Origin of the sequence: Frigidibacter oleivorans, assembly GCF_003993775.1 — a bacterium.
Taxonomy (GTDB): domain Bacteria; phylum Pseudomonadota; class Alphaproteobacteria; order Rhodobacterales; family Rhodobacteraceae; genus Frigidibacter; species Frigidibacter oleivorans.
Genome location: NZ_RJRZ01000011.1, coordinates 15,254 through 37,511 on the forward strand (window position 1 = coordinate 15,254; position 22,258 = coordinate 37,511).

Sequence of the window (22,258 nt, forward strand, 5' to 3'; positions counted from 1 at the left end):
AACCACCAACGGCGGGACGGTCAGCCCTTCACCACCGTATAGGTTCCGGTCCCGGCGAGAATGCCGCGGAAGCCGCCCGGCTCGTCGAGGCTGAAGACGATGATCGGCAGCCGGTTGTCGCGGGCCAGCGCGATCGCGGCCGCGTCCATCACCCCGAGCCGCTTGGCCAGCGCCTCGTCATAGCTGACGGTGTCGTAGCGTTTGGCATCGGCGAATTTCTTCGGGTCCTTGTCATAGACCCCGTCCACCTTGGTGCCCTTGAAGATCGCCTCGCAGGCCATCTCGTTGGCGCGCAGCGCACCGGCGGTATCGGTGGTGAAATAGGGGTTGCCGGTGCCCGCGGCGAAGATGCAGACGCGCTTCTTCTCCAGGTGCCGGACGGCGCGGCGGCGGATATAGGGTTCGCAGACCTGGTCCATCGGAATGGCCGAGATCACGCGGGTATGGATGCCGAGCGCCTCGAGCGAGGCCTGCATCGCCAGCGCGTTCATCACCGTGGCGAGCATCCCCATATAGTCGGCCGTCGTCCGCTCCATCCCCTGCGCCGAGCCCTGCAGCCCGCGGAAGATGTTGCCGCCGCCGATCACCATGCAGATCTCGACGCCCAGGTCGTGGACCGATTTCACCTCTTGCGCGATGCGGGCGACGGTGGGCGGATGCAGGCCATAGCCCTGGTCGCCCATCAGCGCCTCGCCCGAGATCTTCAGCAGCACCCGCTTGTAGGTTACCGGGGACAGCTGCGGCACCGCCTGCCGGACCGTCTCGCCCCCTGCCCCGGCCGTCCCGACGGCCCCCGCTGATGCTGCGTCGCTGTCGGTCATCTGTCGTCCTTGCCGTTCCGTGGGTCGGGCGGCAAGATGCGCGAAATCGCGGACGGGTTCAACCGGGCACGGCACCCGGTCCGCCGCGGCGCGGCGGAAACCGCGCCCGGAAACCGAACCGCCCGCCCTCATGACCGGACCCGGCGCCCTTCCTTGATCGACCTTGCGGACATACCCGACGACCGGCCCGTGGTGATCGCCGGCGCGACGGCCAGCGGCAAGTCGGCGCTGGCGCTCGCCATCGCCGAGGCGCGGGGCGGCGCGATCGTCAATGCCGACGCGCTGCAGGTCTGGTCCTGCTGGCGGCTGCTGTCGGCCCGCCCCTCGCCCGCGGAGGAGGCGCGGGCGCCGCACCGGCTGTACGGCCATCTTTCGCCGGGCGCGGAGTACTCGGTCGGCCACTGGCTGCGCGAGGTGGCGCCGCTGCTGGCCGGGCGGGACCGGCCCATCGTGGTAGGCGGCACCGGGCTGTACCTGACCGCGCTGACCGCGGGGCTGGCCGAGATCCCGCCGGTGCCGCCCGAGCTGCGGGCCGAGGCCGATGCGCGCCTGGCCGCCGAGGGAACCGCCGGGATGCTGGCCGAAATCGACCCCGACACGCTGGCGCGGATCGACCGGCTGAACCCCGCCCGGGTGCAGCGGGCATGGGAGGTGCAGCGCGCCACCGGCCGGGGGCTGGCCTTCTGGCAGGACCGGACGCCGCCGCCGCTGCTGCCCGAGGCGGGCGCGACCTGCCTGTTGCTCGACGCGCGGCCCGACTGGCTAGCGGCGCGGATCGACCGGCGCTTCGACGCGATGCTGGCGGGTGGCGCGCTGGACGAGGTGGCGGCGATGCTGCCCGCCTGGGACCCCGCCGCGTTGTGGGCCAAGGCCATCGGCGCGCCGGAACTGGTGGCGCATCTGCGGGGCGAGATCCCGCTTGCGGTGGCGCGGGACCGCGCGCAGGCGGCCAGCCGGCAATATGCCAAGCGTCAGCGCACATGGTTCCGGGCGCGGATGCGCGGCTGGCGGCGGGTGGTGCCGGGCTGAACCCGGCGGCCCCGCCAGCCGTGGCACATCGGCCACGTCTGCGAATCGGCCCTCGATCGCGCCGCTTCCGTCTTGGCAGGGGGCCACCGGCGGGCCTAGTCTGGCCGGCGACCGTCATCCGCCGCGCAGGACCGAACCCGTGAAGCTCTTCTCCGGCCCGCCCCTGTCCCGTTTCGCCAAGGCCGAGGCGCCGCAGCCCGCCGACTTCCGCCTGCTGCCGATCGCGCGGCTGGCGGCGGGGGGGCGCTGGCGGGTCGAGGCGATGCGCAGCTATTCCGAACCGCTGCTGTTGTGGTTCACCCGCGGCCAGGGCCGGATCACGGTGGCCGGCGTCACCCGCGGCTACGGCGTGCACAATGCGATCTTCATCCCCGCCGGGGTGATGCACGGCTTCGAGCTGGGCCATCAGGTGCATGGCACCGCGCTGTTCTTCGGCCGGACCTGCGACCTGCCGCTGCCGATGTCGCCGCAGCACCTGCGCATCCGCGACGCCACCTCGCAGGGCGAGCTGTCGGGGATCCTCGATGCCGTCCAGCGCGAGGCGGAAGGCTCGCGCCCGGGCCATGACCGCGCGGCGCTGCTGCATCTGGGGCTGGTCTCGGTCTGGCTGGAACGGCAGGTGGCCGAGGCCGCGGCCCATCCCGACCCGATGCAGCGGCGGGACGCCTCGCGCCGGCTGGCCAACCGCTATGCCGCGCTGCTGGAACGCGACTTCCGCAGCGACCGCAACGTGACCGACTATGCCTCGGACCTGGGCGTCACGCCCACGCATCTGACGCGGGTCTGCAACCGCACCTGCGGGCGGACCGCGCATGCGCTGCTGGCCGACCGCAAGATGCACGAGGCGCGGCGCCTGCTGGCCGAAACCCGGCTGCCGGTGCGCGAGATCGCCGAAGGCCTGGGCTTCGCCTCGCCGGCCTATTTCACCCGCGCGTTCCAGGCGCAAACGGGCCGCACCCCCAGCGATTTCCGCCGCGGCGCCTGATTGCGGCGCCCGGGGCAACCGGGCCGACAGGCCGCCCCGGCAGGGCCCGCGCCGCGGAGGGAACCTCTGGCGCGGCTTGAACCGGAATTGCGAAATCTCTGTAAAGGCTGACGGATGCGGGCAATGCGCGCTTGACCCCCGGCGCGGGCTGCGCTTTGTTTGGCGCATGTCGTTTTTGCATCAGAGAATGTCGCCTTCCGGCTTGGCCGGACCCGTCCATTCTGTGCCGAATGGCTGCGAGAGACTGCGCCTGCCGCCCCTGCCTCCTGCGCCATGACGACCGGCCGCATCGCCCGGCCACCGTCGCGGCGCCGCCGCAGGGCGAGAACGATAATCGGACACGAACCTCTCACAGGGAGACTGAGATGACCATCCGTGAAACCTTCGGACCGAAGGTGCATCCAGCCGTTGCCATGTATGCGCGCGAATGCCGCGAGGGGCTTCTGAGCCGGCGCGAGTTCCTGACCCGGGCCTCGGCGCTCGGCGCCACGGCGGCGGTCGCCTACGGGATGATCGGGCTCGACGCGCCGGCCGCCGCGCAGGAAACCCCGGTCGCCGGCGGCACCCTGCGCATGGACATGGAAACCAAGGCGCTGAAGGACCCGCGCACCTATGACTGGTCGCAGCTGGCCAATTTCAGCCGCGGCTGGCTGGAATACCTGGTGGAATACCAGAAGGACGGTACCTTCCGCGGCATGCTGCTGGAAAGCTGGGACGTGAACGAGGACGGCACGGAATACACCCTGCATGTCCGCCCGAACGTCACCTGGAACAACGGCGACCCCTTCACCGCTGAGGATGTAGCCTTCAACATCACCCGCTGGGCCGATGGCACGGTCGAGGGCAACTCGATGGCGGGCCGTCTGGCCGCGCTGGCCGATGCCGACAGCAAGATGGCCGCCGACGGTGCGATCACCGTCGTGGACGACATGACGGTGAAGCTGACGCTGTCTTCGCCCGACATCGCGGTGATCGCCAACTTCGCCGACTATCCGGCGCAGGTGGTGCACCAGTCCTATGACGGCGGCGACCCCTCGACCAACCCGATCGGCACCGGCCCCTACCTGCCCGAGACGAACGAGGTGGGCGTGCGCCAGACGCTGGTGAAGAACCCCGACCATACCTGGTGGGGCACCGAGGTCTATGGCGGGCCGTGGCTCGACCGCATCGAATATGTCGATTACGGCACCGACCCCTCGGCGCTGGTCGCCGCGGCCGAGGCCGAGGAAATCGACATGACCTATCAGACCGTGTCGGAATTCGTCGAGATCTTCGACAGCCTCGGCTGGCAGAAGTCCGAGGCGGTGACGGCGGCGACGCTGGCCGTGCGCTTCAACCAGGACAACCCGCCCTACGACAACCGCGACGTGCGCAAGGCGCTGCAGATGGCGGTGGACAATGCGGTGGTGCTGGAACTGGGCTATTCGGGTCTCGGCACCGTGGCGGAAAACCACCATGTCTGCCCGATCCACCCCGAATATGCCGAACTGCCGCCGCTGACCGTCGATCCGGCCGCGGCCAAGGAGATGCTCGCATCCGCCGGCCATGCGGATACCGAGTTCGAGCTGATCTCGATCGACGACGCCTGGCAGGCGGCGACCTGCGACGCGGTGGCGGCGCAGATCCGCGACGCGGGCATCAACATCAAGCGCACGATCCTGCCCGGTTCGACCTTCTGGAACGACTGGACCAAATATCCGTTCTCGGCCACCGAATGGAACATGCGCCCGCTTGGCGTCCAGGTGCTGCAATCGGCCTACAAGTCGGGCGTGGCCTGGAACGAGTCGGCCTTCAACAACGCCGAATTCGATGCCGAGCTGGACAAGGCGATGGCCATCGCCGATGCCGAGGCCCGCAAGGAGTCGATGGCCAAGCTGGAACAGATCATGCAGGACGAGGGCGTGCTGATCCAGCCCTACTGGCGGTCGCTCTATCGCCACATGACCGAGCGGGTGATGGGCGCCGACATGCACCCGACCTTCGAGCATCACCACTACAAGTGGTGGATGACCGAGGCCTGATCGCCGCGGCGATGCCCTAGCCGAACGGGGGCATGGCGGGTTCCGGCCCGCCCTGCCCCTTCCGTCCAGCCAAGGCCCCTTGGGGCGCATCCGCCCGAGAGGGAGCGCCGATGCTGAAATTCCTGGTCAGGCGGACACTGACGATGGTGGCCACCGCGCTGGTGCTGACCTTCGTCGTGTTCTGGCTGACGAACCTGCCGCCGAACCTCGAGAAGCTGGCGAAATCCGAAGCCAGTGCCCGGATGACCGATGCCGAGGTGGAAAGCTGGCTGGAACGCAACGGCCATGCGCAGCCGCTGCTGAAACGCTATGGCGAATGGCTGGGCGTCGCCCCCGGCTGGACCTGGGAGGCGGCGGACGGCACCGTCAGCGGCCGCTGCATCCCGCGCGGCACCCCGCCCGAGGAGGCGGCGCGCTTCTGCGGCGTGCTGCAGGGCAACTGGGGCCTGTCCACCGTCTTCAAGCAGCCGGTGTCCGACATCATCGCCACCCGGCTGGGGCTGACCGGGATCCTGATGTTCTGGGTGATGGTGCTGATGGTGCCCTCGGCGCTGCTGCTCGGCGTGCTGTCGGGGATGCGCGAGGGGTCGCGGCTGGACCGGGGCCTGTCGACCATCTCGATCGCCAGCACCGCGACGCCGGAATATGTCTCGGGCGTGGTGCTGATCGTGGTCTTCTCCTCATCGCTGGTCGGGCTGCGCTGGTTCAAGGGCACCGCGGCCAGCGCCATGGACGGGATCACCTTCGAGAATTTCTTCCTGCCAGTGCTGACCATCGCGCTGTACGGCATGGGGTACATCGCCCGGATGACCCGGGCCAGCATGGCCGAGGTGATGACCCAGCAATATATCCGCACCGCCCGGCTGAAGGGCGCGGGCTTCGGCCGCGTCGTCATGCGCCACGCGCTGCGCAACGCGCTGATCGCGCCCTTCACCGTGATCATGCTGCAGTTCCCCTGGCTGCTGAACGGGGTGGTGATCGTGGAAACGCTGTTCAACTACAAGGGCTTCGGCTGGACGCTGGTGCAGGCGGCGGGCAACAACGACATCGACCTCCTGCTGGGATGTTCGGTGGTGGCGGTGGTGGTGGTGCTGGTCACGCAGGCGATGTCCGACATCGGCTATGTGCTGCTCAACCCGCGGATCCGGGTGTCATGATGGAGGTGATTGGCTGGTCCTCGATCTTCCTGCGCCTCGCCGGGCATCTCTGGCCGGTCTGGCTGGCGCTGGTGGTGCTGATCCTGCCCTCGGTGCTGTACCGGCGCCGGCTGGGGCTGTACGGGCGGCTGTTCGACAGCCCCATCGGCATCGTCGGGCTGCTGCTGGTGGCCTTCTGGACCTTCACCGCGATCTTCGCGCCGATGATCGCCCCCTACGATCCGCTGTCGCAGATCGCGCAGATGAAGAACGAGGTGCCGGGCACCATGCGCCCCGACGGCGCGGGCTATTACCTGCTGGGCGGCGACAACCTGGGCCGCGACGTGTTCAGCCGGATGGTGGTGGGCGCGCGGCGGGTGCTGGCCATCGCGCCGGCGGCAACCGCCTTCGCCTTCGTGGTGGGGATCACGCTGGGCCTGCCCGCGGGCTATCGCGGCGGGCGGCTGGACACGGGGCTGTCCTTCATCGCCAACCTCGTGCTGGCCTTCCCGGTGATCCTGCTGTTCTACCTGCTGGTGACGCCGGAAATCCGCACGACCGGCCTGCCCGTCGTGCTGGCCGCCGTGCTGTTCCTGTTTCCGGTCGTGTTCTTCACCGCCTTCTGGAACAGCCGCCTGCACATGCGCCAGACCGCCCGCAACATCGCGGTCGGGCTGACGCTGGTGATCGGGCTGTGGGCCTGGTCGGGGCTGGCCTTCAACGCCGATCCCCTCGGCGTCTGGTCGATGGACCCGAACCTGCTGAACGTCTTCGTCTCGGTCGTCTTCGTCAACGCGCCCACGGTGTTCCGCATCGTGCGCGGCCTCGCGCTGGACCTGCGCACCCGCGACTATGTGGCGGCGGCGCAGACCCGGGGCGAGGGTGCCTGGTATGTGATGCTGTGGGAAATCCTGCCCAATGCGCGCGGGCCGCTGATCGTCGATTTCTGCCTGCGGATCGGCTATACCACCATCCTTCTGGGCACGCTCGGCTTCTTCGGCCTCGGCGTCAGCCCGGAAAGCCCGGACTGGGGATCGACGATCAATGACGGCCGCCGCCTGCTGACCATCGCGCCGCACCCGGCGCTGGTGCCGGCGCTGGCGCTGATGAGCCTAGTGCTGGGCCTGAACCTGCTGGCCGACGCGCTGCGCGAGGAAAGCCTGAAGGACTGATCCCGCGCCCGGACGCGGGGGGGCGTCGCGCCCCCCGCACCCGCCGCGGGATATCTGCGAACAGAAGATGGAAGGGAAGCCCGTGAGCGAGACCGCCCCAGCCAGCCCCACCCCGATCCTCGAGATCGAGAACCTGTCGATCAGCTTCTTCACCCGCACGCGGGAAATCCCGGCGGTGATGGACTTTTCCTGCACGGTGATGCCGGGCGAGGCGATGGGTCTGGTGGGCGAGTCGGGCTGCGGCAAGTCCACCGTGGCGCTGGCGGTGATGCGCGATCTGGGGCGGAACGGCCGGATCACCGGCGGCAGCATCCGCTTCAAGGGCCGCGATCTGGCGGAACTGGGCCCCAGGGAACTGCGCGCGATCCGGGGCAAGGAAATCGCCATGATCTATCAGGAGCCGATGGCGAGCCTGAACCCGGCGATGAAGATCGGGGCGCAGCTGGCCGAGGTGCCGATCCTGCACGAGGGGCTGGACCGTGCCGCCGCGCTGGACCGCGCGCGCGAGATCGTGGCGGCGGTGCGCCTGCCCGACCCGGACCGCATCCTGAATGCCTTCCCGCATCAGCTGTCAGGCGGGCAGCAGCAGCGGATCGTCATCGCCATGGCGCTGATGTCGAAGCCGTCGCTCTTGATCCTCGACGAGCCGACCACCGCGCTCGACGTGACGGTGGAGGCGGGGATCATCGACCTCGTCCGCGATCTGGCGGAAACGCAGGGCACGTCGCTCTTGTTCATCAGCCACAACCTCGGGCTGGTCAGCGATGTCTGCGACCGGCTCTGCGTGATGTATTCCGGCGAGGCGGTGGAAACGGGCGGCGTGGAGGAGGTCTTCGGCGCGATGCGCCACCCCTATACGCAGGCGCTGTTCCGCTCGATCCCCGTTCCGGGCGCGGACAAGACGCTGCGGCCGCTGGTGGCGATCCCGGGGAACTTCCCCCTGCCCCACGAACGCCCGCCCGGCTGCAATTTCGGCCCGCGCTGCGCCTATTTCGTGGCGGGGCGCTGCGATGCGCAGGACATCCCGATGGTGCCGGTCGAGGGCTATGCCCGGCACGGGTCGCGCTGCATCCGCATCGACGAGATCGACTGGGCCCATCCGCCCGCGCCGCCGCCGGTCGCGCCGCCGCTGCCGCCCGGCGAGGTGGTGATCGAGGCGCGGAACCTGAAGAAATATTACGAGACGCGGTCCGGCGCCTTCGGCGGCGGGATGGCGAAGGTGGTGAAGGCCAACGAGCAGATCGACTTCGCCGCGCGCGAGGGCGAGACGCTGGCCATCGTCGGCGAGTCGGGCTGCGGCAAGTCCACGCTGGCCAAGCTGCTGATGGGGCTGGAAACCGCGACCGAGGGCACCGTGCTGCTGGAGGGGACCGAGATCCAGTCCCGCCCGGTCGAGGCGCGGGGGCCGGACCTGCTGCGCCGGCTGCAGATGGTGTTCCAGAACCCGTTCGACACGCTGAACCCCTCGATGTCGGTGGGTTCGCAGATCCAGCGCGCCATCGAGATCTTCGGCACCCGCCGCAGCGAGGCCGATCGCCGCGACCGGATGCTGGAACTGCTGGATCTGGTGAAGCTGCCGCGCGCCTTTGCCGACCGCAAGCCGCGCCAGCTGTCGGGCGGGCAGAAGCAGCGGGTGGGCATCGCCCGCGCCTTCGCCGGCGAGGCGCGCGTGGTGGTTGCCGACGAACCGGTCAGCGCGCTGGATGTCAGCGTGCAGGCGGCGGTGACCGACCTGCTGATGGAAATCCAGCGCAAGGAGCGCACCACGCTGATCTTCATCAGCCACGATCTGGGGATCGTGCGCTATCTCAGCGACCGGGTGCTGGTGATGTATCTGGGCCATGTGGTGGAGATCGGCACGACGGAACAGGTGTTCCGCCCGCCCTACCACCCCTATACCGAGGCGCTGCTGTCGGCGGTGCCGGTGCCCGACCCGAAGGTGGCCCGCAAGCGGATCGTGCTGGAGGGCGAGATCCCCTCGGCGATGAACCCGCCGCCGGGCTGCCCCTTCCAGACGCGCTGCCGCTGGAAGAGCCAGGTGCCCGGCACCCTGTGCGAGACCGAGGTGCCGGCGCTGCGCGAGACGGCAGAGGGCCACCGGATCAAGTGCCACCTGACAGACGCGCAACTGGCGACGATGGAGCCGGTGATCCGGGTCGCGGACTGAGGCGCGGCATGGCGGGCGCCCCCGGCGTCACACCGGCCGGCCCGGCACCGGAGACAGGCCCCCGATGATCCTGCCGCCCGGTCTTCTGCACGGCCTTCTGCCCGAGGGTCTGACGGAGGCCGCCGTCTGGCTGCTGATCGGCGCGAGTTTCCTGTCCTCGTTCATCACGGTGGCCTTCGGCATCGGCGGGGGCGCGATGATGCTGGCGGTGATGGCGCTGCTGGTGCCGCCCGCGGCGCTGATCCCGACGCATGGGGTGATCCAGATCGGGTCGAACCTCGGGCGGGCGGCGATGACCTTCCGCCACATCTTCTGGCCGGCGTTGCCCGCCTTCACGCTCGGCTCGGCGGTGGGGGCCGGGATGGGCGGGCTGGTGGTGGTGAACCTGCCGCCGGCGGTGGTGCAGATCGGGGTGGGGCTGTTCGTCGCCTGGTCGATCCTCGGTCGGCCGCCCCGGCAGGTGCGGGACTGGCCGCTGCTGGTGGGTGCGGTCTCGTCCTTCCTGACGATGTTCTTCGGGGCGACGGGCCTGTTCGTCGCCACCTTCACCAAAAGCCAGTCGCTGCCCCGCCACGGCCATGTCGCCACCCATGCCGCGCTGATGACGGTGCAGCACGGCGTCAAGACGCTGGCGTTCGGCCTGCTGGGCTTCGCCTTCGCCGAGTGGTGGGCGCCGGTCGCGGCGCTGATCGCGGCGGGGCTGGCCGGCACCTTCGCCGGGCGGGTCCTGCTGAACCGGCTGGACGACCGCCGCTTCCGGCTGGCGCTGGACGCGGTGCTGCTGTTGCTGGCGGCGCAGCTGATCTGGACCGGCCTGCGCAGCCTGTAGGGGCGCAGGCACGGCGGGGACCCATCTGGCGGGGCCGGTCAGGCGCTGGCCACCGCCTCGATGGCGATCGAGCGCTTTTTCAGCTCGGAGTACAGCGCGGGCAGCACGCGGGGCTTGTTGACGGCGCTGCGCAGCGCCTCGCCCAGCATCGCCTCGGCCCTGCGGCCTTCGGACTGCACGCGCCAGACCATCCGCCGGGTCACCCCGTCGTCATAGACGATCTCGAAGCCCTGCCCGTCGCGCGCGCGCCTCAGGCCAAGGAAATCGAATCCCCCAAGGGGGCTGTGAAAAGTGATGGGTGCCATCTGCTCTGCCTCGTCTCGGTCCCGGTTATCCCGGCACTCTTGTGAAAAAAGCATGAACAGCAGCGCGGGTTTCGTCAATCGGGCCGGCGATCACGGCTGCGTGCACCTGATGCAGACCGGGCACAGGTTCTGTGGCCTCAGCGCCGATCCGGCGTCCACAGGCTCGGGTCCAGCCGCACCGAAAAGCGCTTGACCCCGGCCGGGCTGAAATGGTCGCCGTCGCGCCAGAAGATCTCGCGGCAATCCTGCAGGTCGCGCGGAAAGGTCAGGTCCATCATGTCGATCTGCGACACATAGCGTAGCCGCGCCGCCGCGGCCTGCCCGGCCAGATAGCTGTCCAGCGCGGAGAACTCGGCCCTGAGGTTCGGGCGCAGTTGCACCGGCGCCGCACAGCCATAGCGCAGGATCAGGTCCAGCGGCACATGCGGTTCCAGTCGCGGGCCGAACCAGACCAGATCGACCTGCCGCGCCAGGGCGGACAGGTAGGCGACCAGCTGCGCCGTCTCGTCGGCATTGGGCTGGATGTCGGGTACGGCCTCGTCCAGCGACAGGTCCGAGATCAGCGCGCGCTCGCCCTGCCGCTTGCCGTCGGGGCTGAGCAGGTAGAACCCGGCCTGTTCGTAGATGACCCGCGCGACCATCCCCGGATGTGTGCGCACATAATCAAGGAACAGGTCGAATTCGCAATCCGATCCCGGCATGTGCGGGCGGCAGCCGCCCTCGGTCAGGCCGGTCAGGAACAGCGGGCGGTCCGGGCGTGCGGCCAGCGCCGCCATCAGGTCGATCGCGTGGCTGTCGCCCAGAACCACGATGGCGGGGCCGAGCCGGGCGTGGCAATCCGCCATGCGGCGTTCCCATTCGGCATCGACATCGTCCGAACTGAACAGGCAGGCGCCGTCATCGGCGGGGGCGGGCCGGCTGGTGGCGGCGGCCAGCCGTGCCACCTCGGGCGCCAGGTCGGGGTTCATCCGCAGCCACAGGTCATCGGCCCGCGACGATTGCCCCGCCGCGCCCGCCAGCGCGAAGACGGCGATCCCCGCCACCGCGCCCGCGAACAGCGGTGCGCGGCGCCGCGACCGCGCGGGCACGGCCCGGAACGGCTGTTCCACGAAGCGCCAGCTGAGCCAGGCCAGCGCCAGCGACAGCAGCACCAGCGCCAGCATCAGCGCCAGGGGCGGCTCTGCGATATGGGTCAGCCGCGCCGCCGCGAAGACCGGCTGGTGCCAGAGATAGGCGCTGTAGCTGATCAGCCCCACCGCCACCAGCGGACGCGCCCGCAGCAGCGCCGCCGCCCGCGTGCCCTGCCGCGCGCCCCACAGGACCCCGACCGTTCCCAGCACCGGCGGCAGCGCGGCGGCGCCCGGGAAGGGCGTGGTCTCGCCATAGGTCAGCATCGGCACCACGATCAGCGCCAGCCCCAGCCCGGCGGCCAGTTCGTGCCACAGCCCCGGCTGCCGCGCCTCGCCCGCCGGGCGCGCGGCCCACAGGGCCAGCAGCCCGCCGGCGAGCAGTTCCCAGGCCCGCCCGCCGATCAGGAAGAAGGCGCCGTCCGGGTCCGCCGACATCGCCCACAGGCTCCAGCCGAAGCTGGCCAGCGCGGCCAGGGCCAGCGCCGCCCACAGCGCGCCCCGCCACCAGCGCCAGACCGCCGCCAGCGCCAGCGGGAACAGCAGGTAGAACTGCTCTTCCACCGCGAGGCTCCACATATGGACCAACGGCTGCAGCTCGGTCTCGGCCGCGAAATAGCCGGCTTCCTTGTAGAAATGCACGTTGGCGATGAAGAGCGCGGTGGCCGAGAGGCTGGCGAAATAGTCCTCGAACCGTTGCGGCGTCATCAGCAGCCAGCCGATGGGCAGCGTCGCGGCCAGCATCACGAACAGCGCGGGCAACAGTCGCCGCACCCGCCGTTCATAGAAGCCGAGGATCGAGAAGCGCCCTTCCGCCAGATCGCGCAGCAGGATCGCGGTGATCAGATAGCCGGAGATGACGAAGAAGACATCGACCCCGACATAGCCGCCGGCGAAGGCATCGAACCCGGCATGGAACAGGATCACCGGCAGCACGGCAATGGCGCGCAGTCCGTCGATCTCGGGTCGGTGGGCGTGAGAGGCGGACACGGACACTCCGGCGGGCGGACTGACATCAAGAAAGGCGCGGACCGAAATCCGCGCCTTTCCCTTGCGGGCCGATGCCCGCGCCATGGCGTCGCGTCGCAGCGACGCGGAAGGCCGGATCAGCGCTTCGAGAACTGGAAGCTGCGGCGGGCCTTGGCCTTGCCGTATTTCTTCCGTTCGACGACGCGGCTGTCGCGGGTCAGGAAGCCCGCGGCCTTCAGCGCCGGGCGCAGCGCGGGATCGTACAGTTGCAGCGCCTTGGACACGCCGTGCTTGACCGCACCGGCCTGACCGGACAGGCCACCGCCGGCCACGGTCGCGTAGACGTCGAACTGGCCTTCGACGCCGGCGATCTGGAACGGCTGGCGCAGGATCATCTGCAGCACCGGGCGGGCGAAGTAGACGGCCATCTCGCGGCCGTTGACCACGACCTTGCCGTTGCCGGGCTTGATCCAGACGCGGGCGACCGCGTCCTTCCGCTTGCCGGTGGCATAGCTGCGGCCCTGCGCATCGCGGCGGGGTTCACGGGCGGGGGCGGTCTCGACGGCGGCGGCGGCGGGCGTGCCCGCAACAGCGGCCTTCAGATCGTCGAGGGATTTGAGGTCTTCGGCCATCTTCAGGCGCTCCGGGTGTTCTTCGGATTCAGCGATTTGACGTCCAGCACGACGGGCTGCTGCGCCTCGTGCGGGTGGGCGGCACCGGCATAGACGCGCAGGTTCGACATCTGCTGGCGGCCCAGACGGTTGCGCGAGATCATGCGTTCCACCGCCTTGATCACAACGCGTTCGGGATGGGCGCCTTCCAGCACCTGCCGCGCCGTGCGCGACTTGATGCCGCCCGGATAGCCGGTGTGCCAGAAATACTGCTTGTCCTCGCGCTTCTTGCCGGTCATCTGCACCTTGTCGGCGTTGATGACGATCACGTTGTCGCCCATGTCCATGTGCGGCGTGAAGGTCGGCTTGTGCTTGCCACGAAGACGCATGGCGACGATCGTGGCGAGGCGGCCCAGAACGACACCCTCGGCGTCGATCAGGATCCACTTCTTCTCGATGTCCGCCGGGGTCGCGGTAAAGGTTTTCATCGGGTCTTGCCCCTTTGGCTGACGGGTCCGGGCGCCACGGGGCACCCGCATTCGGATGCGGGCTTATCCGTGATTGCGCGACGCGGGTCAAGCGCCGTGATCTCAATTTTCATGCGCAAAAACAATGACCTGCAAAATAGGTATCAAGATACCCCATCTTTCGCGCGCTGCGGCGGGATCGAATAGGTCATCGAGGCGCGGGCAACGGGCTCTGCCAGCCCCTCGGAATAGATCAGCGCGTCGGCGACGGCGAGGCTGCGCCCCAGCTTCAGCAGCCGCGCGGCGCAGATCAGGTCCACCCCGGCGGCGGGCTTGCGCAGGAAGTCGATCGAGGCGCCGGTGGTGACGGCCAGCGCCACCGGCCCGATGCGCGACAGGATGGCGAGGTAGATCGCCACATCCGCCAGGGCAAAGATCGACGGGCCCGATACCGTGCCCCCCGGCCGCAGGTGCCGCTCTGCCACCCGCAGCCGCATCCGCGCGCCCGTGTCGTCCACCGCCTCCAGCGCGAAATCCCCCGCCACCTGCGGAAACTCCCGCGCCAGGAACGCGGCCAGCGCCTGCCTGTCCATCGCCCGCATCCAACCCCTCCCGATGCTCCCGCGCCGCAGCCTGCCCGCGCCCCGGCCCCGCTGGCAAGCCGCGCGCCGCGGCTGCATCGCGCGACGTTGCGGCCAAGCCTTCCCTTCGGAGCCGGGCGGGATTATTTCCGCCCCATGACAGAGACCTTGCATATCATCGGCGGCGGCATGGCCGGGTCCGAGGCGGCGTGGCAGGCCGCGCAGATGGGCGTGGACGTGGTGATCCACGAAATGCGCCCCGCGACCGGCACCTTCGCGCATCGCACCGGCAACCTGGCCGAGATGGTCTGTTCCAACTCGTTCCGCTCGGACGACGACGAACGCAATGCCGTGGGGCTGCTGCATTGGGAAATGCGCGCGGCGAACGGGCTGATCATGGCGATGGCCGAGGCGCATCGCCTGCCCGCCGGCGGCGCGCTGGCCGTGGACCGCGACCCGTTCTCCGAGGCGGTGACGGCGCGGCTGCGGGCGCATCCCCGGGTGACGGTTGCGCCGGGCGAGGTGACCGAACTGCCGCGCGAGGGGCAGTGGATCGTCGCCACCGGACCGCTGACCTCGGGCGCGCTGGCCGACAGCATCCGCGCCGAGACGGGGGCCGAGGCGCTGGCCTTCTTCGACGCTATCGCCCCCATCGTCCATGCCGACACGGTGGACATGTCGGTGGCCTGGATGCAGTCGCGCTATGACAAGGGCGAGACCGAGGACGAGCGCACCGCCTACATGAACTGCCCGATGACGAAGCCGCAATACGAGGCCTTCATCGACGCGCTGCTGGCCGCCGAGAAGACGGAGTTCCGCGAGGGCGAGACGGCGGGCTATTTCGACGGCTGCCTGCCGATCGAGGTGATGGCCGAGCGCGGGCGCGAAACCCTGCGCTTCGGCCCGATGAAACCCATCGGCCTGACCAATGCCCATGACCCGCAGGTGAAGCCCTATGCGGTGGTGCAGCTGCGCCGCGACAACAAGCTGGGGACGCTCTACAACATCGTCGGCTTCCAGACCAAAATGAAGTATGGCACGCAAACCGCTGTGTTCCGGATGATTCCGGGGCTGGAGAATGCCGTTTTCGCCCGGTTGGGTGGCATTCATCGCAACACCTTCATCAACTCGCCCACGCTGCTCGACGACCGGATGCGGCTGCGCTCGCGCCCCGGCCTGCGCTTCGCCGGGCAGATCACCGGCGTCGAGGGCTATGTCGAAAGCGCGGCGATGGGGCTGTTGGCGGGGCGGATGGCGGCGGCGCAGATCCTGGGCCGCGACCTGCCGCCGCCGCCGCCCGACACCGCGACGGGCGCGCTCGTCACCCATATCACCGGCGGGGCCGAGGCGAAGACCTTCCAGCCGATGAACGTGAATTTCGGGCTGTTCCCGCCGGTCGAGGCGCGGGGCGGGCGCCGGGGCCGCAAGGACCGCTATCTTGCCTATACGGAACGGGCGAAAACCTCGTTCAGCCAGTGGCTTGCGGCGCAAGGCTGATGCGGCGGACGAGGTTCTCGCCCTCGCCCACCGGGTTGCTGCACCTCGGCCATGCCCGCGCGGCCTGCGAGGCCGCGGCACGGGCCGATCCGGGGCAGTTCCTGATCCGGATCGAGGATATCGACCGCGCCCGCTGCCGCCCGGACTTCGAGGCGGCGATCTTCGAGGATCTGGCCTGGCTGGGGCTCGACTGGCAGCGCCCGGTCTGGCGGCAGTCGGACCGCCTGCCCGCCTATGACGCCGCGCTGGCCCGGCTGGCGGGGATGGGGCTGACCTATCCCTGCCGCTGCAGCCGGGGCGACATCCGCGCCGCACTGTCCGCCCCGCAGGAAGGCGCGCCGGTCATCGGCCCGGACGGCGTGGTCTATCCCGGCACCTGCCGGGGCCGCGCGATGGCGGAGGCAGGGCCGCGGGATGCGATCCGGCTGGACATGCGCCGCGCCATCGACAGGCTTGGCAGCTTGCCCGCCTTCCTCGAAACCGGCCCGTGCCATCCGGGGCGACACCAGCTGACCGCCGAAGCGCTGCTGAGCCATGTCGGCGACGTGGTGCTGTCGCGCCGCGAATTCGGCACCTCCTATCACCTCGCCGTGGTGGTCGATGACGCGGCGCAGGGCATCACCGAAGTGACCCGCGGCCGCGACCTGTTCGAGGCGACGCAGATCCACGTCCTGCTTCAGGCGGTGCTGCAGCTTCCGCAGCCAAGCTACTGGCATCATGACCTTGTCCGCGATAGCTACGGCAAGCGTCTGGCCAAGCGAGACGATGCCCGCGCCATCCGCCGCTATCGCGAGGACGGGCTGTCCCCGGCGCAGGTGCGGGCACTGGCCGGGGTGTGACGGCTCAGGCGATGGGGTCGGCGATGACCACTTCCGCCCCGTCCCGCAGCGCGGTGTGGAAGCAGGAGCGGCGGTTGGTGTGGCAGGCGGGCCCGGTCTGATCCACCAGCAGCAGCAGGCAGTCGCGGTCGCAGTCGATGCGCAGTTCCACCAGCCGCTGCACATGGCCCGAGGTGGCGCCCTTCGGCCAGAAGGCGCGGCGCGACCGCGACCAGTAGGTGACGATGCCCTCGTCCAGCGTCCGCGCGATCGACTCGGCGGTCATCCAGGCCATCATCAGCACCTCGCCCGAGGCGTGGTCCTGCGCGATGGCCGGGATCAGCCCGTTCGCGTCGTAGCGCAGCGTCGCGGGATCGAAGGGCGCGGGCGTGGCGGAAGAGGTCGCGTCGGCGGGCATCTCGGCACCTTTGCAAGCCAGGGCATTCGTCCCTACCTATAGCCGGTGCGCGGTGGAAGGAAGAACGGCATGAGCGACGGGACAAGTGATGGCGACCTGATGAAGCTCTATTCGCAGCGCATCCTCGCGCTGACGGCCGATATCCCGCATCTGGGGCGCCTGCCCGCGCCGCAGGGCAGCGCGCGCCGGCGCTCGCCGCTGTGCGGGTCCACGGTGACGGCGGATGTGGTGCTGCAGGACGGGCGCGTGGCCGAATTCGCGCAAGAGGTGCGGGCCTGCGCGCTCGGCCAGGCCTCGGCGGCGGTGGCGGGCGCGGCGATGATCGGCCGCAGCCGGGCCGAGATCGAGGCGGCGCGCGACCAACTCGCCGCGATGCTGAAGGAGGGCGGAGCGGTCCCCGCCGCGCCCTTCGCCGATTACGAGGTGCTGATCCCCGCCCGCGACTATCGCAACCGCCATGCCTCGATCCTGCTGGCGCTCGAGGCCGCAGCCGAGGCGGTGGCGCAGGCCGAGATGGCGACGGCCTGACCCCCTTTTCCATGAAAAAACCGCCGCACATCCCGGGAAGGATGGCGGCGGCAGTGGCGCGTTCCGGTCCGGCCGGCCGGGAGTGCGGTCCCGGGACAGGCAGTGGGGTGCGGCGGGCGGGGAAGTCCCGCCGCGATGGCCGGGGGAAGGGGCGCGAGGCAGTAAGGGTCGGATCGGGGTCAGACGGGCGACGGCAGGTGCAGCGCCGCGACCAGCGCGATCATCAGCACCGCCGCGCCGGCGGCATCTTCCAGCATCGTGGCGCGGCAGCGGCGAAGGGTCTGGCGAAGGTCGGTCAGCATGGTCGCGGCTCCTGTTCGCGGTCCTGTTGCTGCTTTGTTCTCATGATTCCCGGATCGGATCAAGAACTTTTAGCGAACGATTAACGAATACGGTGGGCGGACGGCCTAGCCGACCGAGATCAGCCGGATCGCCCGGTCCTGCTCCATCAGCCACAGCAGCACCCGCGCCGCCTGCCCGCGCGGCCCTTCCAGCGCCGGATCCATCGCCAGCAGCGCCCGCGCATCGCTTTGCGCCACCGCCATCAGCCCCGCCTGCCGTTCGATATCGGCGATGCGAAAGCGCGGCAGGCCGGATTGGGCCGTGCCGATCATGTCGCCCGCGCCGCGCATCGCCAGATCCTCCTCGGCGATGCGGAACCCGTCCTCGCTGTCGCGCAGCAGTTGCAGCCGCCGCTCGGCCGCGCCCGACAGCGGCGCGCGATACATCAGCACGCAGGTCGATTCGGCGGCCCCGCGCCCGACCCGGCCCCGCAGCTGGTGCAGCTGCGCCAGCCCGAAGGTCTCGGCCCGCTCGATCACCATGATCGAGGCATTGGGCACGTTCACCCCCACCTCGATCACCGTCGTCGCCACCAACAGCCGCGTGCGCCCGGCGACGAAACCGGCCATCGCGGCGTCCTTCTCGGCAGGCGGCATCTGGCCATGGACCAGCCCCACCCGCCCCTCGCCGAGCGCCGCGCGCAGCGCCTGGAACCGCTCTGTCGCCGCCGTCAGGTCCGAGGTCTCGCTCTCCTCCACCAGCGGGCAGACCCAATAGGCCTGCCGCCCCTCGGCGATCGCGCGCGCCAGATGCGCCACCACCTCGTCCATCCGCGCGGTCGAGATCAGCGCCGTCCGCACCGGCTGCCGGCCCGGCGGCTTTTCGTCCAGCAGGCTCACATCCATGTCGCCATATTGCGCCAGCGCCAGGCTGCGCGGGATCGGCGTCGCCGTCATCACCAGCACATCCGCCGCCGCGCCCTTGGCGCCCAGTTCCATCCGCTGCGCCACGCCGAAACGGTGCTGTTCGTCCACCACGGCCAGCCGCAGGTCGCGGAACTCCACATCCTTCTGGAACAGCGCATGGGTGCCGACCAGCAGGTCGACCCGCCCCGCCGCCAGATCGGCCAGCTTCGCCGCCCGGTCGGCGCCCCGGTCGCGCCCCGTCAGGATCGCCACGCGCAGCCCCGCCGCGGCGGCGTATGGGGCGATGCTGTCCAGATGCTGGCGGGCCAGGATCTCGGTAGGCGCCATCAGCGCGCCCTGCCCGCCCGCCTCGACCGCGATGCACAGCGCAAGCAGCGCCACCAGCGTCTTGCCCGACCCGACATCGCCCTGCAGCAGCCGGTTCATCCGCCCCGCGCCGGCCATGTCGGCGGCGATTTCGGCCAGCGCCCGGATCTGGGCGCCGGTCGGGCGATAGGGCAGCGCCGCCAGCACCCGGTCGGTCAGCCGCCCGTCCCCGCGCGAGGGCCGGCCCTTGCCCCGGCGGCTGCGGGCGCGGGCCAGCGCCAGCGTCAGCTGATGCGCGAAGAGCTCGTCATAGGCCAGCCGCGCCCGGGCCGGCGCCTCGGGCTGGCAATCGGCGGCGGCTTGCGGCGCATGGGCGGCGCGCAGGGCCGCGTCCCAGTCGGGCCAGCCCTCGCGCGCCTTCAGCGCCGGGTCGATCCATTCCGCCAGCCGCGGCAGCCGCGCCAGCGCCGAGGCTGCGGCCTTCGCCACCTGCTTCTGCCCCAGCCCGGCGGTCAGCGGATAGACCGGCTCCCATCCCGGCAGGTCGGCGGCTTCCTCGGGGCGCAGGATGTGGTCGGGGTGCACGATCTGCGCCACCGCGTCGAACAGTTCCAGCTTGCCCGACACGATCCGCCGCTGGCCGGTGGGCAGGTGCCGGCTCAGCCAGTCGCCGCGCGCATGGAAGAAGACCAGCTGGAATTCCGTCGCCGCGTCGCGGACCGAGATGCGATAGGGCCCGCCCTTGCGCGCCGGCGGCCAATGCGCGCCCACCGTCACCTCGACCGTGGCGATGCAGGGGGCGGTGAAGTCGCGGATCGAGGCGCGGGGCCGGCGGTCCACCACGCCCCCCGGCAGAAGGAAGAGCAGGTCGCGCGGCCGTTCGGCCCCGAGCGCGGCGAACAGCTTCGCCGTCTTCGGGCCGACGCCCTCCAGCGTCTCGAGCCCGGCGAAGAGCGGGAAGAGGATCGGCGGGCGGCCCCGCGCGGGCGGCTGCATCCTAGCCCCCGATCAGCGCGAGCCAGGCATCCTCGTCGATGACCTCGACCCCCAGTTCGGCGGCCTTCGCGGCCTTGGATCCGGCGCCGGGCCCCGCAATCACCAGATCGGTCTTGGCCGAAACCGACCCCGCCACCTTGGCCCCCATCGCCTCGGCCCGCGCCTTGGCCTCGGCCCGGGCCATCTTTTCCAGCGTGCCGGTGAAAACCAGGGTCTTGCCGGCGATCGGGCTGCCGGCCGTCTGCCGGGCGGCCGGCGCGGTGACGGTCAGATGCGCGGCCAGCCGGTCGATGGCGGCGCGCTCCTCGGGATTGGCGAAGGCGTCGGAGAGCGACAGCGCCAGCACCGGGCCGATGCCGTCCGTCGCCACCAGGTCCGACCAGGCGGCCGCGGCCTCGGCCGGCAGATCCGCCGCCGCCACCGCCGCCGCCCGGGCCTCCGACACCCTGGCGCGGCGCCCCTCGGCCAGGGCCGCCGCGCGTTCCGCCTGCTCGGCCGCATCCGCCGCCCGATGGGCCAGCGCCGCCGGACGCGCCCGGTCCAGCGCCGCCGTCATCGCCTCCCAGGATCCGTAGTGCCGCGCCAGATCCTGCGCCGCCACCTCGCCCACATGCCGGATGCCGAGCGCGAAGATCAGCCGGGGCAGCGGGATCTGCCGCCGCTCGTCGATGGCGCGGAACAGGTTCGTGGCGGATTTCTCGCCCCAGCCCTCGCGGTTCTTCAGCTTTCTCAGCGGTTCGGCGGCGTCGCGCGCCTCCAGCGTGAAGATGTCGGCGGGTTCGCGGATCGGCAGCGCGGGATCGGCGAAGAACATTTCCACCTGTTTCGCCCCCAGCCCCTCGATGTCGAAGGCGCCGCGGCTGACGGCATGTTTCAGCTTCTCCACCGCCTGGGCCGGGCAGATCAGCCCGCCCGAACAGCGGCGGACGGAATCGCCCTCTTCCCGCACGGCGGGCGAGCCGCATTCGGGGCAGCGGTCGGGAAAGGCGTAGGGCTCCGCCCCGTCCGGCCGGGCGGTCAGGTCCACGTCCGCAACCTTGGGGATCACGTCGCCGGCGCGGTAGACCTGCACCTGGTCGCCGATGCGGATGTCCTTGCCGCCCCGGATCGGCGCGCCGCGCGAATCGCGCCCGGCGATGTAATCCTCGTTGTGCAGGGTGGCGTTCGACACCACGACGCCGCCCACCGTCACCGGGGTCAGCCGCGCCACCGGCGACAGCGCGCCGGTGCGGCCGACCTGGATGTCGATCGCCTCCAGCCGGGTCCAGGCGAGCTCGGCGGGGAACTTGTGCGCCAGCGCCCAGCGGGGGGTGGTGGAGCGGAAGCCGAGCCGCGCCTGCAGCGCCAGATCGTCGACCTTGTAGACGACGCCGTCGATGTCATAGCCAAGGCCCGCGCGCCCGGCCTCGATCGCGCGGTACTGGTCCAGCATCTCGGCCGGGCTGCGGCAGAGCCGGGTCAGCGGGTTGGTCCGGAAGCCCAGTTCCGCCAGCCGGGCGATGGCGCCGGACTGGGTGCCGGCGAGCGGCGCCGAAAGCTCCCCCCAGCCATAGGCGAAAAAGCGCAGCGGCCGCGCGGCGGTGATCGCCGCGTCGAGCTGGCGCAGGCTGCCCGCGGCGGCATTGCGGGGGTTGGCGAAGGTCTTGCCCCCCGCCGCCGCCTGTCTTTCGTTCAGGGCGGCGAAATCGGCATGGCTCATGTAGACCTCGCCCCGCACCTCCAGCACCGCGGGCGCGCCGGTCAGCCGCTGCGGGATGTCGGCGATGGTGCGGGCATTGGCGGTGACGTTCTCGCCCATCTCGCCGTCGCCGCGCGTCGCCGCCTGCACCAGCGTCCCGTCCTCATAGCGCAGGGACAGCGACAGCCCGTCGATCTTCGGCTCGGCAGTGAAGGCCAGCGGCGCGTCGGCGGCCAGGTTCAGATAGCGGCGGATGCGGTCGTCGAACTCGGTGACCTCGGCATCCTCGAAGGCGTTTTCCAGCGACAGCATCCGCGCCGCGTGGCGGACCTTGGCAAAGCCCTCGGCCAGCGCCGCGCCCACCTGCTGGGTCGGGCTGCCGGCGGCGAGGTCGGGGAAGCGGTCCTCGATCGCGGCCAGCCGACGCTTCAGCGCGTCATACTCGGCATCGCTGATTTCGGGCGCGTCCTCGGTGTGATAGGCGCGGTTGGCGCGCGACACCGCCTCGGCCAGGCGCTGCCATTCCGCCGCCGCCTGTTCCGGCGCCAGATCCGCCACCCCGACCGCCGCCAGATCCGCCATGATCGCC

General features: G+C 70.6%; 20 protein-coding genes. 10 read left to right on the forward strand and 10 right to left on the reverse strand.

Annotation, left to right across the window (positions count from 1 at the left end):
* Positions 1-20 precede the first annotated feature (20 nt).
* Positions 21-821, reverse strand: a complete 801-nt coding sequence (pyrH, locus tag EEY80_RS13540) for a UMP kinase (protein WP_268885657.1) — start codon at positions 819-821, stop codon at positions 21-23.
* 36 nt (positions 822-857) lie between these two features.
* On the opposite strand from pyrH, the gene miaA reads away from it, so the two are divergent.
* From miaA to EEY80_RS13575, 7 genes are all read left to right on the forward strand, one after another.
* Complete coding sequence (gene miaA, locus EEY80_RS13545) at positions 858-1,850, forward strand: tRNA (adenosine(37)-N6)-dimethylallyltransferase MiaA (protein ID WP_126977220.1); 993 nt, start codon at positions 858-860, stop codon at positions 1,848-1,850.
* A 139-nt stretch (positions 1,851-1,989) separates the two neighbouring features.
* Positions 1,990-2,835, forward strand: coding sequence for a helix-turn-helix domain-containing protein (locus tag EEY80_RS13550; protein ID WP_235829845.1), 846 nt, complete (start codon positions 1,990-1,992; stop codon positions 2,833-2,835).
* Positions 2,836-3,200: 365 nt separating this feature from the next.
* The gene (locus tag EEY80_RS13555) at positions 3,201-4,856 is read left to right on the forward strand and encodes an ABC transporter substrate-binding protein (protein ID WP_126977224.1); all 1,656 of its coding nucleotides are present in this window, start codon (positions 3,201-3,203) and stop codon (positions 4,854-4,856) included.
* 110 nt (positions 4,857-4,966) lie between these two features.
* Positions 4,967-6,013, forward strand: a complete 1,047-nt coding sequence (locus tag EEY80_RS13560) for an ABC transporter permease (RefSeq protein WP_126977226.1) — start codon at positions 4,967-4,969, stop codon at positions 6,011-6,013.
* Positions 6,013-7,164 (forward strand): ABC transporter permease, encoded by a 1,152-nt coding sequence (locus tag EEY80_RS13565; protein ID WP_126977417.1) that lies wholly within the window; start codon positions 6,013-6,015, stop codon positions 7,162-7,164. The genes EEY80_RS13560 and EEY80_RS13565 overlap by 1 nt, the downstream gene beginning before the upstream one ends.
* Before the next feature lie 67 nt (positions 7,165-7,231).
* Positions 7,232-9,331 (forward strand): dipeptide ABC transporter ATP-binding protein, encoded by a 2,100-nt coding sequence (locus EEY80_RS13570; protein ID WP_126977228.1) that lies wholly within the window; start codon positions 7,232-7,234, stop codon positions 9,329-9,331.
* A 64-nt stretch (positions 9,332-9,395) separates the two neighbouring features.
* Positions 9,396-10,160, forward strand: coding sequence for a sulfite exporter TauE/SafE family protein (locus EEY80_RS13575; protein ID WP_126977230.1), 765 nt, complete (start codon positions 9,396-9,398; stop codon positions 10,158-10,160).
* Positions 10,161-10,198: 38 nt separating this feature from the next.
* On the opposite strand, the gene EEY80_RS13580 is transcribed toward EEY80_RS13575, so the two are convergent.
* The 5 genes from EEY80_RS13580 to EEY80_RS13600 form a co-directional block, all read right to left on the reverse strand.
* A complete protein-coding gene (locus EEY80_RS13580) occupies positions 10,199-10,465 on the reverse strand; it encodes a hypothetical protein (RefSeq protein ID WP_126977232.1) in 267 nt (88 codons plus the stop codon).
* 137 nt (positions 10,466-10,602) lie between these two features.
* Positions 10,603-12,582, reverse strand: a complete 1,980-nt coding sequence (locus tag EEY80_RS13585) for an acyltransferase family protein (RefSeq protein WP_164738258.1) — start codon at positions 12,580-12,582, stop codon at positions 10,603-10,605.
* 116 nt (positions 12,583-12,698) lie between these two features.
* Complete coding sequence (gene rpsI, locus EEY80_RS13590; RefSeq protein WP_126977236.1) at positions 12,699-13,193, reverse strand: 30S ribosomal protein S9; 495 nt, start codon at positions 13,191-13,193, stop codon at positions 12,699-12,701.
* Positions 13,194-13,195: 2 nt separating this feature from the next.
* Positions 13,196-13,660, reverse strand: a complete 465-nt coding sequence (gene rplM / locus EEY80_RS13595; protein WP_126977238.1) for a 50S ribosomal protein L13 — start codon at positions 13,658-13,660, stop codon at positions 13,196-13,198.
* Positions 13,661-13,803: 143 nt separating this feature from the next.
* Positions 13,804-14,241, reverse strand: coding sequence for a PaaI family thioesterase (locus EEY80_RS13600; protein ID WP_407920734.1), 438 nt, complete (start codon positions 14,239-14,241; stop codon positions 13,804-13,806).
* 135 nt (positions 14,242-14,376) lie between these two features.
* Here EEY80_RS13600 and trmFO point away from each other — a divergent pair, with 135 nt between their 5' ends.
* A complete protein-coding gene (gene trmFO, locus EEY80_RS13605) occupies positions 14,377-15,717 on the forward strand; it encodes a methylenetetrahydrofolate--tRNA-(uracil(54)-C(5))-methyltransferase (FADH(2)-oxidizing) TrmFO (RefSeq protein ID WP_126977240.1) in 1,341 nt (446 codons plus the stop codon).
* The gene (gene gluQRS / locus EEY80_RS13610; RefSeq protein ID WP_126977242.1) at positions 15,717-16,556 is read left to right on the forward strand and encodes a tRNA glutamyl-Q(34) synthetase GluQRS; all 840 of its coding nucleotides are present in this window, start codon (positions 15,717-15,719) and stop codon (positions 16,554-16,556) included. Before trmFO ends, gluQRS begins: the two co-directional genes overlap by 1 nt.
* 4 nt (positions 16,557-16,560) lie before the next feature.
* On the opposite strand, the gene hisI is transcribed toward gluQRS, so the two are convergent.
* Positions 16,561-16,953, reverse strand: a complete 393-nt coding sequence (hisI, locus tag EEY80_RS13615) for a phosphoribosyl-AMP cyclohydrolase (RefSeq protein ID WP_126977244.1) — start codon at positions 16,951-16,953, stop codon at positions 16,561-16,563.
* Between the two features lie 69 nt (positions 16,954-17,022).
* Here hisI and EEY80_RS13620 point away from each other — a divergent pair, with 69 nt between their 5' ends.
* Positions 17,023-17,481, forward strand: coding sequence for an iron-sulfur cluster assembly scaffold protein (locus tag EEY80_RS13620; RefSeq protein ID WP_126977246.1), 459 nt, complete (start codon positions 17,023-17,025; stop codon positions 17,479-17,481).
* A 179-nt stretch (positions 17,482-17,660) separates the two neighbouring features.
* On the opposite strand, the gene EEY80_RS20610 is transcribed toward EEY80_RS13620, so the two are convergent.
* From EEY80_RS20610 to ligA, 3 genes are all read right to left on the reverse strand, one after another.
* Positions 17,661-17,783, reverse strand: coding sequence for a hypothetical protein (locus EEY80_RS20610; protein ID WP_268885658.1), 123 nt, complete (start codon positions 17,781-17,783; stop codon positions 17,661-17,663).
* 105 nt (positions 17,784-17,888) lie between these two features.
* Complete coding sequence (recG, locus tag EEY80_RS13625; RefSeq protein WP_126977248.1) at positions 17,889-19,991, reverse strand: ATP-dependent DNA helicase RecG; 2,103 nt, start codon at positions 19,989-19,991, stop codon at positions 17,889-17,891.
* Position 19,992: 1 nt separating this feature from the next.
* A complete protein-coding gene (gene ligA, locus EEY80_RS13630; RefSeq protein WP_126977250.1) occupies positions 19,993-22,251 on the reverse strand; it encodes an NAD-dependent DNA ligase LigA in 2,259 nt (752 codons plus the stop codon).
* Between the last annotated feature and the right edge of the window lie 7 nt (positions 22,252-22,258).

What these genes read in the sequence shown, in the direction of transcription:
- pyrH (WP_268885657.1), bottom strand. Translation starts at nt 821, where the DNA reads ATGACCGACAGCGACGCAGCATCAGCGGGGGCCGTCGGGACGGCCGGG.
- miaA (WP_126977220.1), top strand. Translation starts at nt 858, where the DNA reads ATGCGCGAAATCGCGGACGGGTTCAACCGGGCACGGCACCCGGTCCGC.
- EEY80_RS13555 (WP_126977224.1), top strand. Translation starts at nt 3,201, where the DNA reads ATGACCATCCGTGAAACCTTCGGACCGAAGGTGCATCCAGCCGTTGCC.
- EEY80_RS13560 (WP_126977226.1), top strand. Translation starts at nt 4,967, where the DNA reads ATGCTGAAATTCCTGGTCAGGCGGACACTGACGATGGTGGCCACCGCG.
- EEY80_RS13565 (WP_126977417.1), top strand. Translation starts at nt 6,013, where the DNA reads ATGGAGGTGATTGGCTGGTCCTCGATCTTCCTGCGCCTCGCCGGGCAT.
- EEY80_RS13570 (WP_126977228.1), top strand. Translation starts at nt 7,232, where the DNA reads ATGGAAGGGAAGCCCGTGAGCGAGACCGCCCCAGCCAGCCCCACCCCG.
- EEY80_RS13575 (WP_126977230.1), top strand. Translation starts at nt 9,396, where the DNA reads ATGATCCTGCCGCCCGGTCTTCTGCACGGCCTTCTGCCCGAGGGTCTG.
- EEY80_RS13580 (WP_126977232.1), bottom strand. Translation starts at nt 10,465, where the DNA reads ATGGCACCCATCACTTTTCACAGCCCCCTTGGGGGATTCGATTTCCTT.
- rpsI (WP_126977236.1), bottom strand. Translation starts at nt 13,193, where the DNA reads ATGGCCGAAGACCTCAAATCCCTCGACGATCTGAAGGCCGCTGTTGCG.
- rplM (WP_126977238.1), bottom strand. Translation starts at nt 13,660, where the DNA reads ATGAAAACCTTTACCGCGACCCCGGCGGACATCGAGAAGAAGTGGATC.
- EEY80_RS13600 (WP_407920734.1), bottom strand. Translation starts at nt 14,241, where the DNA reads ATGCGGGCGATGGACAGGCAGGCGCTGGCCGCGTTCCTGGCGCGGGAG.
- trmFO (WP_126977240.1), top strand. Translation starts at nt 14,377, where the DNA reads ATGACAGAGACCTTGCATATCATCGGCGGCGGCATGGCCGGGTCCGAG.
- gluQRS (WP_126977242.1), top strand. Translation starts at nt 15,717, where the DNA reads ATGCGGCGGACGAGGTTCTCGCCCTCGCCCACCGGGTTGCTGCACCTC.
- hisI (WP_126977244.1), bottom strand. Translation starts at nt 16,953, where the DNA reads ATGCCCGCCGACGCGACCTCTTCCGCCACGCCCGCGCCCTTCGATCCC.
- EEY80_RS13620 (WP_126977246.1), top strand. Translation starts at nt 17,023, where the DNA reads ATGAGCGACGGGACAAGTGATGGCGACCTGATGAAGCTCTATTCGCAG.
- EEY80_RS20610 (WP_268885658.1), bottom strand. Translation starts at nt 17,783, where the DNA reads ATGCTGACCGACCTTCGCCAGACCCTTCGCCGCTGCCGCGCCACGATG.
- recG (WP_126977248.1), bottom strand. Translation starts at nt 19,991, where the DNA reads ATGCAGCCGCCCGCGCGGGGCCGCCCGCCGATCCTCTTCCCGCTCTTC.
- ligA (WP_126977250.1), bottom strand. Translation starts at nt 22,251, where the DNA reads ATGGCGGATCTGGCGGCGGTCGGGGTGGCGGATCTGGCGCCGGAACAG.